Source organism: Companilactobacillus sp. HBUAS56275 (genome assembly GCF_036913655.1).
In the GTDB taxonomy this organism is placed as follows: Bacteria; Bacillota; Bacilli; order Lactobacillales; family Lactobacillaceae; genus Companilactobacillus; species Companilactobacillus pullicola.
Genome location: NZ_JAYKKK010000007.1, coordinates 53,721 through 70,044, shown reverse-complemented (window position 1 = coordinate 70,044; position 16,324 = coordinate 53,721). Strand labels below are relative to the sequence as shown.

The window sequence follows — 16,324 nt, the reverse complement described above, 5'->3', positions numbered from 1 at the left end:
TTTTCACTTCGCGAAAAATCATGGATCTCCAAGTCCGGTCTTCTGGTAACCTTGCTTTGCAAGCCAACCAGAACTTCACCACTGAGGGCCCACAGATTTTTTGTTTTCATATAATGACAGGTGAAATTAAGGAAAGAAATGTCTAAATATGTGGATATATGGGCATAGCTGAGTCCATTCATTGGAATACTATTTTTACTGTCTAACATATTAGGAAAGATATAAATAGAACAACACACTAGTCCGGAACAACAAGCCCGATTGGTCTCAGCCGTGAAATTCTACTTAGCGATTTATCGCTTAGTAGAAGACCTGTATTTGAGACAATTGTGGTTTTCAATTGACTCAAATCAGCGTCCACAGCGTTCCAGACCAATCGTGCTTGTTGTGGAGGCCGGCAATAGAAACGCACACCTTAAGTTCATTCAAATAATTTTTAGGACAATTTTATATTTTTTTGATTATTAAACCGCTTTCTATAATAGAATTGACTTAATAGTAAGAAGGAGGGCATTTTATGAAAAAGGTAGCAATTATTACAGGTATTTCTTCAGGAATGGGAAAAGCTGCGGCTTTGTACTTCAAAGAACAAGGCTTTGAGGTCTATGGTGGAGCTCGTCGAGTTGAGAGATTAGCGGATTTAAGTGAACAAGGCATTCATACACAGAGTTTGGATGTTACTGATGACATTTCTGTTCGTGCTTTGGTCGATCGTGCTATTAGTGAACAAGGACAAATTGATGTCTTGGTCAATAATGCTGGTTATGGTGAATTCGGTCCGATTGAAGAAGTTCCTATTGAGAATGCTAAAAAACAATTTGACGTTAATGTTTTTGGTGCGGCTCAGATTACGAAGCATGTTTTGCCACAAATGAGACGTCAGGGTTCTGGTAGAATTGTTAATATTTCCTCAGTTGGTTCTAATATTTATAGCCCTCTTGGTGGTTGGTACTACACAACTAAAGCCAGCTTGAATATGTGGAGTGATGTTTTGGATCAAGAGGTCAAACAATTTGGTGTTCGTTCAGTTATTGTGCAACCGGGATTAACTAAATCCGAATGGAGCAAGATTGCTTTTAAAAATGCTAAAAAGAATTTAGTTGAAGATTCTCCTTATGAAAATATGTTGGATAAAACTGAAGAGCTCTTTTCAAAAATTACATTTAGTGAAGCCACAGCCGAAGACTTGGCTAAAGTATTTTATCGTGCCGCAACTGATGACAGACCTAAACGTCGTTACTACCACTCAATTGTTGATCATGGGATGGTTTTAGTAGCCAGAACGATGCCGAATACTTATCGAGCAGTCTTGTCTAAAATGATGAAGGGGATTTAATATGGCATTTTTTGGATTCAAAGATATTGATAAATTATCAGAAGTTGATATGGCTATTTATCGGTATATCGTTGATCATGATGAACAGGTTCCTTTAATGAGAGTACGTGATTTAGCTCGGGGGGCTCATGTTTCTAATTCTTCAGTTATGCGGTTTATTCATAAAATTGGTTATAGTAGTTTCCCGGAATTTAAGGTTTCGTTTAAAAGTGAAAATCAAGATTTAATGCGGTCTAAAAGTGATGTGTTAAATATCATTGATAGAGGTGCGTTTCCTAATGATATTGAAAAAACAATTAAGTTAGTAGCTCATTTGATGCTTGATGCTGATAATATCGTGTTCTTTGGAATGGGTGGTTCTGGAGCAATTGCGGAATATGCTTCCAGACAGGCAGCGTCATTGGGATTTAATTCATATGCTGTTAAAGATCCTTTCTATCCATTGATTCAACAATTACACAATACTTCTAATAATGTCATCGTTACTTTGTCTGTTTCAGGACGAACTAGTGAGATTCTGGAAACCTTAAATAACTTTGTTAACAGTCCAGATACTATCTTAGTTAGTGTAACTGGGAACATCGAGAGTCCCATTGCCCGAATCGGGCGTTATGCACTTAGTTACAATATTCCAGAGACGAGGATTCATAAATACTACGATTTAACTAGTCAGGTACCCTGCGTTTATATTGTTGATGGATTATTAATGGAACTACATAATCAAGATGTTGGTCGTAAAATGGAATAGCGGAACGTGTTGTACCATAGCCGGAACATTATTCAATACATAGGCACAGAAATTCAAAACGCTTACAAAGTATTCACATTTTGTAAGCGTTTTTTTATACTGTATTTGTAATCAAATAAAGGGGGATTCAATATTATGATGAACAGTTTCAATGCGTTCATGGAAAAACACATTGTTCCGTTTGCTACTAAGTTAAACGAACAACGTCACATCGCAGCTATCCGTGATGCTTTCATGTACACATTTCCAATCACAATGGCTGCTTCAATTGTTATTTTGATTAACAGTCTTATTTTTTCAAAACAAGGTTTCATTGCACAAATTTTATTCTTACCGAAATTTTTCCCACATTTGGAAGAAGCACAAAAGCTTCTTACTTCTGTAACTAATGGAACAATGAACATTATGTCGATTTTCATTGCGTACTTGGTTGCTAGAAATTTAGCCCATCATTTTAAGGCTGATGATATGTTAGTTGGTATGACTGGTATTGCAGTCTTTATGATTATGTACACACCATCAATTATCAAGGGTGGAGTTACATATTTACCAACAACATACATGGGTGCTCAAGGTTTGTTCGTTGCCATGATTTGTGGTGGCTTGGTTGGTGAATTCTTACCTAAGCTTACTAGAATTAAAAGACTTCAAATAAAAATGCCTGATATGGTACCACCAGCTGTTGCTCGTTCATTTAATGGTTTGATTCCAATTGTTATTGTTATCATGGTTGCTTCAATTGTAAATTATCTAATTCAATTGGTTGCACCACAAGGTATTAACGATATCATCTATAAATCAATCCAAACACCACTTACTCATATTGGTGTCAATATCTATGGTGTTATTATCATTGCTATTGTTCAAAACCTATTGTGGCTTGTTGGTATTCATGGTCCAAACACTTTGAATGCTTTGAGATCAATTATCTTTACTGAAGCAGATCTATCTAACCAAACATTTATTGCTTCTCATGGTGGTAGTACTGTCGGAGTTCCACATCCAGTTACTTGGGGAATTATGAACGATGTTTTTGCTAACATGGGTGGTTCTGGTATGACACTAGGTCTTATCATTGCAATTTTCTTAGTATCAAGAAGAAAAGATTACCGTGCTATTGCTAAATTAGCTTTTGTTCCTGGACTATTTAATATCAATGAACCTTTGATGTTTGGTCTACCAATTGTTTTGAACCCAATTATGGCTATTCCATTCGTATTAACACCTGTTGTTAATATTTTAGTTGGTTATCTTGTAACAATTGTATTGAAGTGGATGCCGACGCCGGCTATAGGTATGACGTGGACTACTCCAGGGCCTCTGATGCCATTCTTAGGAACTGGTGGTAATATAATTGGACTAATTATGGGATTTGTTTGTTTGGCAATTTCCGTAGCTATGTACTTCCCATTCGTATTGGCAGCTAATAAGATGGCTGTTCCTGACGATGATAAAGATGAAACTGAAAAAATTGAAAAAGGTGCCAAAGACGAAGATATTAATGGCACAGTAGAAGCTTAATTGTAAATGTATAACGATGATGTAACGCATTGAGGAGGAAAAATTTATGACATTAAAAGGAAAATCATTTCCAGACGGATTTTTGTGGGGTGGTGCAGTAGCTGCTCACCAATTAGAAGGTGGGTTTGATCAAGGAGGCAAAGGTATCAGTACAGCTGATGTAATGACTATTGGAGCCAACGGTGTACCAAGAAAAATTACTGATGGAATTGATCCTAACGAATTTTATCCTAATCACAACGCAATTGATTTTTATCATCGTTATCCTGAAGATATTAAATTATTCGCTGAAATGGGCTTCAAGTGTTTCAGAACGTCTATTGCTTGGACAAGAATTTTTCCAAATGGTGATGACGAACAGCCTAATGAAGCTGGATTAAAATTTTATGACGATATGTTTGATGAATTACATAAATATAACATTGAACCTGTAATTACTTTGTCTCACTTTGAAATGCCATATCACTTAGTTAAAAAGTATGGTGGCTGGCGTAGTCGGAAAGTAATCGACTTCTTTGTTAAATTTGCCACAGTAGTTTTCAAACGTTATAAAAATAAAGTTAAATATTGGATGACCTTTAACGAGATCAATAATCAAACTGATTATGAATCAACACACGCTTTATTCACTGATTCAGGAATCGTTCCTAAACCAGGCGAAAATAATGAAAAATTAATGTATCAAGCAGCTCACTATGAATTAGTTGCTAGTGCTGAAGCTGTCAAAATTGGACATGAAATCAATCCTGATTTCCAAATTGGCTGCATGATTGCGATGACTCCAATCTATCCACTTACATCTAAACCAGAAGATATTTTATTTGCTCAACGCGCGATGCAAACAAGATTCTGGTTCGCTGATGTTCACGTGAATGGCTTTTATCCACAATGGTTGTTGAATCATTTCCAAGAACGTGGTTTCGATTTGGATATGACTGACGATGATTTGCAAGTGTTAAGCCAAGGTAAAGTTGATTACATTGGTTTCAGTTACTACATGTCCTTTGCCGTTAAAGATACTGGCAAACTTGAATATAACGAGAGTCACGACCGTGTTAAGAATCCTTATGTTAAAGCTAGTGAGTGGGGCTGGCAAGTTGATCCAGTTGGTTTGAGATATGCTTTGAACTGGTTTAATGATCGTTATCACTTACCATTATTCATCGTTGAAAATGGACTTGGTGCAATTGATAAGAAGACTAGTGACAATAAGGTCCACGATGATTATCGTATCGACTACATGACTGATCATATTCGCGCAATGAAACAAGCAGTCCTAAAAGATGGCGTTAACTTAATCGGTTATACACCTTGGGGATGCATTGATTTGGTTGCCGCAAGTACCGGTCAGATGTCTAAACGCTATGGTATGATTTACGTTGATGAAAACGATGACGGAACAGGTAGCTTGAATCGTTATAAGAAAGACTCATTCTATTGGTTTCAAGATGTCATCAAAACCAATGGTGCGGAGATAGATTAAGATGAAAAATTATGTAGGTTTAGATATTGGTGGAACTTCAGTCAAATATGGTCTAGTTGATGAAAATGGAGTTGTATCCAATAAAGGACATTTTAAAACTAAAGTTGATGATCAAGCTGGCTTATTGGATGACTTGGTGACAGCTGTTAAAGAAATTCAAGCGGTTGATAAAGATGTCTTAGGTATTGGTGTCAGTATGCCTGGTGTTGTCCAAGCAGATGGTTTTCTAACAACTTCTGGAGCCGTAACCTGTTTTACAGGAATCAATTTAGCTCAACTGTTAGAAGAAAAGACAGGACTACCTGCCAAAATTGAAAATGATGCTAACGCCGCAGCGATTGCTGAAAAATGGATCGGTTCAGCTCAAGGGATTCATGACTATATTGGTTTAGTTTTAGGAACTGGCGTCGGTGGTGCCTTGATTATTAATGATCAGATCTATCGTGGCGCTCATGCTCGTTCTGGTGAATTTGGTTGGATGATTGTTGAAGATGATGACATTGACGTTGAAATGGGGAGTTTAAACTTCCGTGGTGCAACTGTTATCGGTTTAATCAGACGCTACAATCAATTCAGTAGTCAACCAGTTGAAGATGCCCGTTTGATTTTCAAACGTGCTGACGCTGGTGAAGTTTTGGCTCAGAATGTTTTGAAGAGTTACTATCACAGTTTGGCAAAGGGAATCATTAACTTAGAAGTTTCCTTTGATCCCGCAACAGTGATTGTTGGTGGAGGTATCAGTGCCAATACTGAATTTATCGATAATTTGAATAAGACTATCGAAGAAGTCAGAGCTACACATAATAGTATTAAAGATATAGATTTACCACTAGTTAAAGCAGCTAAGTTGAAGAACGATGCTGGGATGATTGGTGCAGTTTATCAATTAATACACGCTTAAAAAGTCAAATGGTTCGCCCCCGTGAAGACTAGATATACGTGTAATAAAAAACAGGAATCCTGTATATAGATTCCTGTTTTTTTATACGATACGTATATTTAATTTCAAATGTAAATGCTATCAATAATAAATAAAAATGATAATCTTTGGTCGTATCAAAGAATAATTAGGTATTTATTATTGAATAGGGGTGAGATTATGAAAACTTGGTTTAACGACAAAGTTATGCCAGGTATGTTGAAATTTGTAAATACCCGTGTCATGACTGCCATCAAAAATGGTATGTTAATTTCTTTACCATTCATTATGATTGGCTCAATTTTTTTGCTGTTGAGTTCGTTCCCAGTTAAAGCAGTTGCTGACTGGATGAACAAAACAGGTTTAACACCATATTGGACGCAAGCTTATAATGCTTCATTTGGTGTTATGGCAATTTTTGCCGTTGTCGGCATTGCTTATAGTTGGGTAAAGGATGCTGGATTTGAACCACTGCCAGCGGGGATGACTGCATTGGTTAGTTTCCTTTTGATTATGCATCCAACAACTCCAGTATTGAACGGTACAAAAACTGTTATTTCTGCTAACCAAGCTCCAACAATGCTAGGCGGCTTTATCGATAGAACTTGGCTGGGTGGTCAAGGTATGATTGCTGCTCTAATTGTGGGATTGTTAACAGGTTGGATCTACTCTTGGTTTTTAAGACATCATATAACGATTAAATTGCCTGATTCCGTACCACCTGCAGTTGCCGATTCATTTATCGCTTTGATTCCAGCATTTGCAATTGTGTGTGGTTTTCTAATTATTTATATTATCTTTGATTTAGTAGCACATCAAACAGCAACACAATGGATCTATACAACGATTCAAACACCTTTACAAGGAATAACCGACTCAGCCGGTGGTGTCTTCTTAGTTGGTATTTTGGTGCCATTCCTATGGTTCTTTGGAGTTCACGGTTCTACTATTGTCGGTAGTATCATGGGACCATTACTACAAGCTAATGCTTTACAAAATGCTCAAATTTTCAAAGCTCATGGGGTTGTGACTCAAGCTTTAGGTGGACACATTTTTACACAATCATTGATGGACCAATTTGGTACCGTAACAGGTGCCGGGATGACCTTTGGATTGGCAATCTATATTTTGTTCTTTGCAAAATCAGTTCAACTGAAGAGTATTGGTAAATTAGCTATTGTGCCAGCAATATTCAATATTAATGAGCCAATCCTCTTTGGTTTACCAGTTGTTTTGAATCCGATTATGCTATTACCATTCATGTTCATGCCAACATTCTCCATGCTTTCAACGTACTTCTTGATTAAAATCGGAGTACTACCATATTTGAATGGTGTTCAAGTACCATGGACCACACCACCAATTGTTTCAGGATTCTTAGTAGGTGGCTGGAAAGTTATGATTTGGCAAGCTATTATTATCGCTGCTTCATTCTTTGTTTACTATCCATTTGTTCATAAACAGGATGAAATTCTTTATAAACAAGAACAAGCTGGAGCTAGTGCTAAGGCCTAATTTTAAAAGAAAATGAAAATAACAGTCACTAAAACAAAATTGTTTTAGCGACTGTTATTTTTTAACCTAAAGCTTGTTCAGCTTGTTTTGCTTGTACACGTTCACTTATCTTCATAAATGGTAGGTAGAAGAATACACCAACTACGATTATAAGTATTTGAACTAGAACGGCTCGCCAATCACCAGCGGTAGCTAGATATGCTGATAATAGTGGTGGGGTAGTCCAAGGAACCATTACGACGACTCGATTCATGAATCCAATTGCAGTAAAGAAGTAAGCAATTAGAACACCAATAACTGGAGTTAAAACAAAAGGAATCATCATAGGAATATTGAAGACGATAGGATATCCAAAGATAACTGGTTCATTGATGTTGAATAGTCCTGGGGCAATAGCTAATTTGCCTAATTCTCTACCTGATTTTTGCTTGGAGAATAAGAAAATAGCAATTAGTAAACAGATTGTTGAACCAGTTCCACCCATCATTCCGAAAGTATCACGGAAGGTATTAGTTAAAATGTAAGGTGCTTGATGTCCGGCGGCAAAAGCGGCTGTATTTTTGTTCATGTTGATCAACAAAACAGGATCAAGCAAAGTACCATTAATAACAGTTTGATGAATACCAAGTGTGAATAGGAAGTTACCAATCGAGTAGATGAATAACATTCCGAAAAGACTAGTATTAACTTTTCTGAGTGGTTCTTGAATAAGGTTAGTAATTAATGTGACAAGATCAGTATTTCCGAAAACGGCTAGTAAGGCTGCGATTAAAGCAAATAAACTGGCTGTTAAAATAGCGGGAATTAAAGAATTAAATGATGCTGACACAGCAGGTGGGATGTTATCACCTAGGTTGATTTGTAGATGTTTAACATTTGATAATTTAATAAATACTTCAGTAGCTAAAAGTCCAACGATGATACCACTGAACATACCTGTTGTTCCTAAATTACTGAATGAAAGCATGCCAGAAACATCGACAGCTTTTTTGGCACCATCAGGAATTACACTCAATGAAAGAGGCATGGTCATGATTAAACTGGCTAGTGAAATAATAGCAGCAGCGATAGGGTTACTATAATTCTTATTACGTGCCAAACAGAATCCGATTGCAGGGGCTAACATTAGTCCGGCAATATTTAAAGTACCATTGGAAATTAGATTTCCCCAAACTTGTAAGTTAGCTAGTGTATCACCACTGGCTACTTTGGGGAAGACAACGTTATTAATTAAAACTCCAACACCAGCAAGGATGAAGAGAGGCATAATAACGGCAAAAGCGTCACGCAAGGATCTTAAGTGAACTTCAGACCCAATACGTGCAGATACAGAGGCAAATTTATCAAAGAATTTTTGACCTTTGCTTTTACTAGCATCCATTTTGATCACTCCATTCTATAGAATATTTCCATTTGATTTGATAACTTCTTTAAACCAGTTGAAACTCTTCTTAGGAACACGTTTCATATCTCTAAGGTCATGATTACCACGGTTTACGTATACCATTCCGTAACGTTTTTCCATGTTTCCTTGAGAACTAGGGATATCGATCAAGCCCCAGCCAAGATAACCCATGACATCAACACCATCGATACTTACGGCATCTTTCATAGCTTGAATGTGATCACGGTGATATTTAATACGGTAATCATCATTAATAGGATTCTTGCCGTCCCATTTTTCACTAACACCAATTCCGTTTTCAATTGGGAAAAGTGGAAGGTGTGTTTCATTAGAAATAGTAGTTAGCACAGTTCTGAAGCCTAACGGATCAATTTGCCAATCCCATTCGTTAGTTAAGAGGTATGGATTAGGTTTGTGTCCTTCGATACTGTAAAAATTAGGACAAGTATTTATAGGAATTAAAGTACTGTCGATAGTTGAAGTTGAATAATAGCTGAAACTAATAAAATCACTCTTAGTATGAGAAACAATTTCCATTTCCTTAGGATCTAAGATGTCGTCAAGTTGATTCAATTTCATGTAGTGAATAACTTCATCGGAATATTTTCCTTCAGTAAATAAACGAATTAAATTGTTATCTGCAAATTCTAAGAATTTACGTGTGGCAGCAACATCAGTAGGTAGTGCCGTTGCAGGGTAAACTTCTTGATAAGCTAGCATGCCACCAATTTGTGTATTTGGATAATTTTCATGAACTTCATTAGCAATGGCAGCGTGGCAAAGGAATACGTGTTGTTGAATTTGATATAAGTCTCTGATTGAATTGTCACCTTTGTAACCACTGATCTTGAAAGCTTCAGGAACACTGTAAAGATTTTGTTCGTTAAAAGTGATCCAGTATTTAACTTTGTTACCAAAACGTTTAAGCATTTCTTTTCCGTAACGAATGAAAGCATCGACTACGTGTTGACTGACAAAACCGTTATACTTTTCAGCCAGGTGTAGTGGCATATCGAAATGATATAAACAGATCATCGGTTCAATGTCATTAGCAAGTAATTCATCAATTAAATCATCGTAAAATTTAATTCCTTCTTCGTTGAATTCGCCATCACCATCAGGATTAACACGGCTCCAAGAGATTTGGAATCTGTAACAGTTCATACCCATATCTTTCATCAATTTGATATCTTCTGGGTAACGATGATATTCATCGATAGCCACTTTCCAGTCTGAAGCATCATCAGTAGCCTTGCGAATATCGTAAACTGATTTACCTTTACCGCCTTCGTTATAGGCACCTTCAGTTTGCATACTAGAAGTTGAGTTACCCCATAAAAAGTCTTTTCTTAATTCATTCATAAAAATATCCTCCCTTTACAACACGAATTGTACTCGCTTACATATAACTTGTAAACCCAAATTTATAAATTGAGTTATCACGTTTTCAAATAAGTAAAACACAGGTATTATATGTTTATAGATAAAATTGAGGTTAAAGAACTATGTCAAAATACGAGGAAATAGCTAACGATATCATAGAGAAAATCAGATCTGGAGCTTACAAGTCAGGGAATCCACTTCCTGATCAAAAAACCATGGCAACAGAATATTCAACCAGCCGAATGACATTACAAAAATCTTTAGCAATACTAAAAACTAAAGGTTATGTTTATAGTCAACAAGGCTCAGCAACTTATGTGAAGAACAACGCTGACAGTATCGCTAATATGGACATTGGCGTGGATCAATATGTTGGTACTTCCAGTCTTTTAGGTAAGGACCACAAAGTAGTCAGTAAGATAATCGAATTTAATTTGAGGTATCCGAGCGATGATGAAAAAGAAGATTTAAAAATTTCAGAGACCGATGCGGTTTATGACATAAAAAGATTACGATTAGTGGACGGAAAACCATATGCGTTGGAATTTACCAAAATGCCAGTAAATGTTATTCCTGGAGTTAATAGTGATGTTTTACATAAATCAATTTATGGCTATGTCCAGAAAGATCTGAAATTGAAGATTGGTGCGGCAGACAGAACCATTATGGCTAAAAAACCAGATGCCGAGGATGTTAAGTATTTAAAGATTAATAAGACAGATCCAATTTTGAATGTAAGCCAGATAGTTTATCTGGACGACGGAACACCATTTGAAAAATCATCAACAGATAGACCGTACGATACAGGTGGGTATCGAGTTTTCCTTTCACATAAAAGTGATATTTAAAATAAAAGAGTGTTCATATTATCACCAATTCAAATGTTGGATGATAATATGAACACTCTTTTTTAATAGTCAAAGTACTATTTGGTTTGACCTAAGGATGTCGTCGGTAGTAGAAAATCTGTGGGCCGCTGGAACGTGGTGGACACGACTTGAAGCTAATAATTTTGCACTTCGCGCAAAATCATGGATCTCCAAGCTCGGTCTTCTACTAACCTTGCTTCGCAAGCTAAGTAGAATTGCACCATTGAGGGCCCACAGATTTTCTACTACTGACTGTATTTCTGATTTTATTGTTATTAGTTAAGGTTGCAGTATTTGGATAGTTTTATGTAATCAAGTAAGGATTATAAGTTCTAGTCTAAAAAATAATAGTATTTATTAAATATATGAGCTCGTCTAAAAATTATAGTGAATATTATTTTTACTATCTAGTATTTAAAGGCGTACAAACGAAAGAAGCACTCTATAGTCCGGAGCAAAAATTTGGAATGCGTTCAGCTATGAGATCATTGTTACCGGCTATGCCGGTTACAATGAGGCCGACTTCGAAGATCCATTATTTTGCACGAAGTGTAAAATAATTAGCTCCGAATCGCGCCCATAGCGTTCCAACAGCATTCCCAATTTTTGTGGAGGACGGCATCCTAAGCAACCCCCCTTATCTAAGAATTTCTTATTTTAACCTTAATGAATCATCAAGACCATACCCCCGTTGCGATGCTATAACTTAACTATGCTTTTCAGCAGCAAAGAAATAATCGCAATAGAGGTGAACTCTTGGCAACTAAGAAGAAAAAGAAATACTTATATGAAGTCGATTTAATGCGAGTTCTCTTTATCGGCGGAGTTTTACTTAACCATACAACGACAGCTTTTAAAAATAATGTCGGTGATGGCTCAGGTAGTCAAATCTTTATCGAAGCAACACATTTGATGCTTCATTTTACCAGAATGGGTTTCATGTTTATGACCGGACTCGTTTTGGTACTAAATTACTATAATCGTGATAATCATTGGTTACACTTTTGGAAAAAACGTTATATCAGCGTCGGAATACCGTACATTGGTTGGAATGCAATCCTGATGTGGTTTGCCACCGTTACGGCAGGCGTAGCGATAAGTTGGCCGGATTATTATAAAAATTTAATTGATGCCATCATTCATGGTAACAAATATTACATGTACTACATTTTAGTGACATTCCAGTTATACCTAATTTTCCCATTGATAGTTTACATGTTCAAAAAATTGCCTAAGCACCACACCGCTATTTTGGTAACGAGTGCAATCGTGCAATTACTACTAGTGATAGGGATTAAGTATTGGTTGCCAGGTGTTGACCGTGACAGTTGGTGGTATTTATTCAGAGCTTACGGAATGAACGTTTTAGTTTACCAATTCTACTTCATAGCTGGGGCTTTCGTAGCTATCCACTATGATCAAGTTGATAAGTTTATTGAGAAAAATCATCGGGTGATCGGCTGGTCAACTTTGGTTATGGCAATTGGGACGGTGTTCTTATTCTTTGGTAATCAAAATATTTTGAAACTAAGTATGAGTGCCACGGAATCAATTCACCAACCATTTATCTTTATCTACGATACTTTCATGATTGCCTTTGTTTTCTGGATCGGACGACAGTACGCCCATGCTCGAAACAATGGGTTGCCGAAGATAATTGACCGAGCAGTAAGCAATATGGCTAAAGTATCTTTTGGGATTTATCTAGTTCAGACGATTCCCATTACATTGCTATATGGCATTCTCAGCGTGATAAAGGTACCTTCAATCGTCATGTTGTTGTTATTGCCATTAGGATACGCATTTGTACTAGGCGGAGCCTTTCTTATCTCATGGTTCTGCTACAAAGTTCCTCCATTTGGAATACTAATCGGACGCCCGCAGTGGCACCTAACAAAAGGAGTTAAAAAATATGTCAGAAATAACGAATCTATTAAACAAACAGTTAAAGAATAATAAAAATGAAAAAATTATTAAGGATGAAACCACGAATAAGTGGTTCACGGGACTTGAATTTGCCGAGGATGTCAATGATTTGAAAAAAGAATTGATAGACTTACACATTGGTTTAGGAGATGTTGTCTTGGTATGTCTACCAAATACGGCAGCCTATCCCGTTTTGACCCAAGCACTTTGGGAAGTGGGGGCAGTCATGCATCCAATCTCTGCTACAACTCCAGAAAGAGAATTACAACAAGAATTAAGTGAACATGATTACGTTGCCTCAATTGTAGGCGAGGACTTAGTTAATGCCGTTTTGGATGAGAGAATGGCTATTGTAACGGCGTTACATTTACAAACTTATTCAATCTTGCACATTATTCGTGATCGAAATTTATTAGGACATGAACCGGCTTTACCCAGAGAAGATGATTTGGCCTTGATTCTTAATACTTCCGGCACGACAGGCAAGCCTAAACGAGTTGGATTAACACATCGTATTTTGAAAAATGCAGCTGAACATGACATTGAAAGTCACAAGATGAATGCTGATGACACCACGTTGATAGTAATGCCAATGTTTCATATCAATGCCCAAGCCATTTCTATCCTTTCTACCAGATTGTCAGGCGGCAAGATTGTAGTAGCTGAGAAGTTTAGTGCTTCAAAATTCTGGAATCAAATTCGGGATAACGGCGTTACATGGGTTTCAGTAGTACCAACAATTGTGAATATTCTGTTGATAAATCAAAATTCATTGGCGGCTTACGATGAAGATATTAAACTACGATTTGTGAGATGTTCATCGTTTGCTTTACCACTTGATAAATTAACTGAATTTCAAACTAAGTTCCATACAAGAATCATGGAGGGATATGGTATGACCGAAACAGCAAGTCAGTGCACCATTAATCCATTTGACGCCCCTAAGGTCGGTTCAGCCGGTAAAGCATTCAAGACTGACGTTGCGATTATGATTGATGGAAAAATTACATCTGAAAGTAATCAATTGGGTGAAATTGTAGTTAAAGGTGATCACGTGATTAGCGATTATTTAGACCCACATCCAGATTCATTTAAGGACGGCTGGTTCTTAACTGGAGATTTAGGTTATTTAGATAACGATGGCTACCTTTTTGTCAAAGGTCGTAAAAAAGACATTATTAATCATGGCGGTGAAAAAGTTGCGCCGGCCCAGGTTGAAAACATCCTAAGCCAATTAAATTTTGTCCGAGAGGTCTCAGTTATTGGAACTCCGGATACGCTCTATGGTGAAGCTGTTACAGCTGTTGTCATCACTCGTGGAGAACAAGATGAGGAATTGGAACGTCGAAAGATTATGGCACATGCAAAGGCCAGTCTTGCTAACTATGAACAACCAACACGTATCTTTTTTGTAAAAGACTATCCACGTAATGCTACGGGCAAAGTAATTCGCTTGAAATTGCGTGAACAAGTAATGTCAGCACTGGTAGGTAAGCGTGCATGAACAAAAGAAAACGTACTCTAAAGAAGATTTTAATCAGCGTTGTTCTACTTTTCTGGGCGGTAGTCGCTCTATATGGTTTCAAACAAACTGACACGAGTAGCTCTAGTTCAGGATTACAGACAGTAACAATTGGATATCAAAAAGGTGATCCTTTTGATATTGCCAAACAACGTGGTGAATTTGTTAAGAAGATGAAAGCCAAAGGTTACAAAGTTGTCTTCAAGGAATTCCAAGATGGTAATTCTTTGATGCAAGCATTGAAAGCCGGTAGTGTCGATTATGCTAGAACAGGTGATACGCCTCCAGTCTCAGCCCTTTCATCAGGTACTAAGTTAACCTATGTTGCTGCAGGAGCTTCGAAGGCTAAAGGATCTGGTATCTTAGTTAAGAAATCTTCAAGTATTTCTTCAATTGAGGATCTGAAAGGTAAGAAGGTCGCATATACTAAAGGAACTAGTTCCCAGTACATGTTGTTAGCTGCCTTGAAGAAGGCGGGTATGAGTGCTAGTGATGTTACATGGGTCAATATGGATCAATCCAGTGCCAGTGTTGCCTTTTCAAAAGGTAAGGTAGATGCTTGGGCTACTTGGGACCCTTATACCTCACAAGCTGAAACTAATCAAAACGCGAAAGTATTAGTAGATGGCTCGGGAATTACGAATAATCGTGATTACGTTCTAGCAACTCAAAGCTATGCTAAAGAAAATACTGAGGTTTCTAAATACTTGATCAAGTATTTGGAAGAAGATATGCAATGGGCTAACAATAATCATAATGAGCTTATAACGATGATGAGTAAGTCCTTGAAAGTTTCTAAAGCTGTAGTCAAGAAGATGGTAGAACGCCGTACCTATGGTATTTACGCGATGAATTCGACTTATGCCAAAGAGGAACAAAAGATTGCCGATACTTTCTATGATGCAGGCTTAATTGATAATAAAGTAACTATTAGTGAATCAGGTGATTATAAATGATGATAATAATAAATAAAAAGGTCGACCAGTTGGTCGGCTTTTTTGCTATCATTTAAAGATATATAAAGGGGAACATTATGAAAATAGGTGAACAACTTCAAAATCAGCGTAAACTGCATGGCATGTCGCAAGATGAACTGGCGGATGAATTGCATATATCTAGGCAATCGATATCTAAATGGGAAAATGGAAAATCTTTGCCGAGTTTCAGTAATGTTGTGGCTATTAGTGATCTATTTGATATTTCTTTAGATGAGTTGATTAAGGGTGACGCCGAATTGATGGATCAGTTTGAGTCTGGCAAACCTAAGATAAGTAAAACCTGGATGATAATAATCATCAGTTTCACAATCGCCATAATTATAATGGGAATTCTTAGGATTCTTCGAATATCAGATGATCGAATTGATACCTTATTTAGTATTCCTGAAATTATTGCATTCGGTTTTTTAATATATAATATTGATTGGAAAAAGTTTAATAAGGGAATAAATAAGAAACTAGTCTTTTGGGGAATTATTTGGCTAGGGTTGTATTTGATTCCTATAATAAATGATTTTATTGCTGGTTTCATTTACGGATTCACACATTAAATTATAGAAGAATATCAACTGATGTGTCTTTAAATGGCCGTCGGCAGTAGAAAATCTGTGGACCGCTGGAACGTGGCGGACACGATTATATGCCATAACGGTTATATAACGTATTGCCATGAATCTTTAGCTTTACATTGTTCGACGC

The 16,324-nt window shown here is 36.9% G+C and carries 13 protein-coding genes; 11 read left to right on the top strand and 2 right to left on the bottom strand.

The features are described from left to right. The first annotated feature begins 517 nt into the window (after positions 1-517). The 6 genes from U8526_RS12100 to U8526_RS12075 all read left to right on the top strand — a co-directional run bounded on the left by U8526_RS12100 (position 518) and on the right by U8526_RS12075 (position 7,522). Entirely contained in the window at positions 518-1,336 is an 819-nt protein-coding gene (locus U8526_RS12100; protein ID WP_334342222.1) for an SDR family NAD(P)-dependent oxidoreductase, read from the top strand. 1 nt (position 1,337) lies between these two features. Beyond that, a complete protein-coding gene (locus U8526_RS12095; protein ID WP_334342221.1) occupies positions 1,338-2,084 on the top strand; it encodes a MurR/RpiR family transcriptional regulator in 747 nt (248 codons plus the stop codon). A gap of 138 nt (positions 2,085-2,222) precedes the next feature. After that, positions 2,223-3,605 carry a PTS sugar transporter subunit IIC gene (locus tag U8526_RS12090; protein WP_334342240.1) on the top strand — a complete coding sequence of 461 codons (1,383 nt, stop codon included), beginning with the start codon at positions 2,223-2,225 and terminating at the stop codon, positions 3,603-3,605. 46 nt (positions 3,606-3,651) lie between these two features. Then, positions 3,652-5,088, top strand: a complete 1,437-nt coding sequence (locus tag U8526_RS12085; protein ID WP_334342220.1) for a 6-phospho-beta-glucosidase — start codon at positions 3,652-3,654, stop codon at positions 5,086-5,088. Between the two features lies 1 nt (position 5,089). Then, positions 5,090-5,989: an ROK family protein gene (locus U8526_RS12080; RefSeq protein ID WP_334342219.1), complete on the top strand. Its 900-nt coding sequence runs from the start codon at positions 5,090-5,092 to the stop codon at positions 5,987-5,989. Positions 5,990-6,187: 198 nt separating this feature from the next. Beyond that, the gene (locus tag U8526_RS12075) at positions 6,188-7,522 is read left to right on the top strand and encodes a PTS sugar transporter subunit IIC (RefSeq protein ID WP_334342218.1); all 1,335 of its coding nucleotides are present in this window, start codon (positions 6,188-6,190) and stop codon (positions 7,520-7,522) included. 61 nt (positions 7,523-7,583) lie between these two features. Here U8526_RS12075 and U8526_RS12070 read toward each other — a convergent pair whose 3' ends face one another. Together U8526_RS12070 and U8526_RS12065 are read right to left on the bottom strand one after the other, a co-directional pair. Next, complete coding sequence (locus U8526_RS12070) at positions 7,584-8,903, bottom strand: PTS sugar transporter subunit IIC (protein ID WP_334342217.1); 1,320 nt, start codon at positions 8,901-8,903, stop codon at positions 7,584-7,586. Between the two features lie 15 nt (positions 8,904-8,918). Continuing rightward, the gene (locus U8526_RS12065) at positions 8,919-10,289 is read right to left on the bottom strand and encodes a glycoside hydrolase family 1 protein (protein WP_334342216.1); all 1,371 of its coding nucleotides are present in this window, start codon (positions 10,287-10,289) and stop codon (positions 8,919-8,921) included. Positions 10,290-10,432: 143 nt separating this feature from the next. Between U8526_RS12065 and U8526_RS12060 the strand changes: the two genes are divergently transcribed. The 5 genes from U8526_RS12060 (at position 10,433) to U8526_RS12040 (ending at position 16,176) form a co-directional block, all read left to right on the top strand. Then, positions 10,433-11,158, top strand: coding sequence for a GntR family transcriptional regulator (locus tag U8526_RS12060; RefSeq protein ID WP_334342215.1), 726 nt, complete (start codon positions 10,433-10,435; stop codon positions 11,156-11,158). A gap of 777 nt (positions 11,159-11,935) precedes the next feature. Further along, complete coding sequence (locus tag U8526_RS12055) at positions 11,936-13,135, top strand: acyltransferase (protein WP_334342214.1); 1,200 nt, start codon at positions 11,936-11,938, stop codon at positions 13,133-13,135. Then, on the top strand, positions 13,092-14,609 hold the full coding sequence (locus tag U8526_RS12050) for an AMP-binding protein (protein ID WP_334342213.1): 1,518 nt from the start codon (positions 13,092-13,094) through the stop codon (positions 14,607-14,609). The genes U8526_RS12055 and U8526_RS12050 overlap by 44 nt, the downstream gene beginning before the upstream one ends. Beyond that, positions 14,606-15,583 (top strand): aliphatic sulfonate ABC transporter substrate-binding protein, encoded by a 978-nt coding sequence (locus U8526_RS12045; RefSeq protein ID WP_334342212.1) that lies wholly within the window; start codon positions 14,606-14,608, stop codon positions 15,581-15,583. The genes U8526_RS12050 and U8526_RS12045 overlap by 4 nt, the downstream gene beginning before the upstream one ends. Positions 15,584-15,660: 77 nt before the next feature. Next, complete coding sequence (locus U8526_RS12040; RefSeq protein WP_334342211.1) at positions 15,661-16,176, top strand: helix-turn-helix domain-containing protein; 516 nt, start codon at positions 15,661-15,663, stop codon at positions 16,174-16,176. Positions 16,177-16,324: the final 148 nt, after the last annotated feature.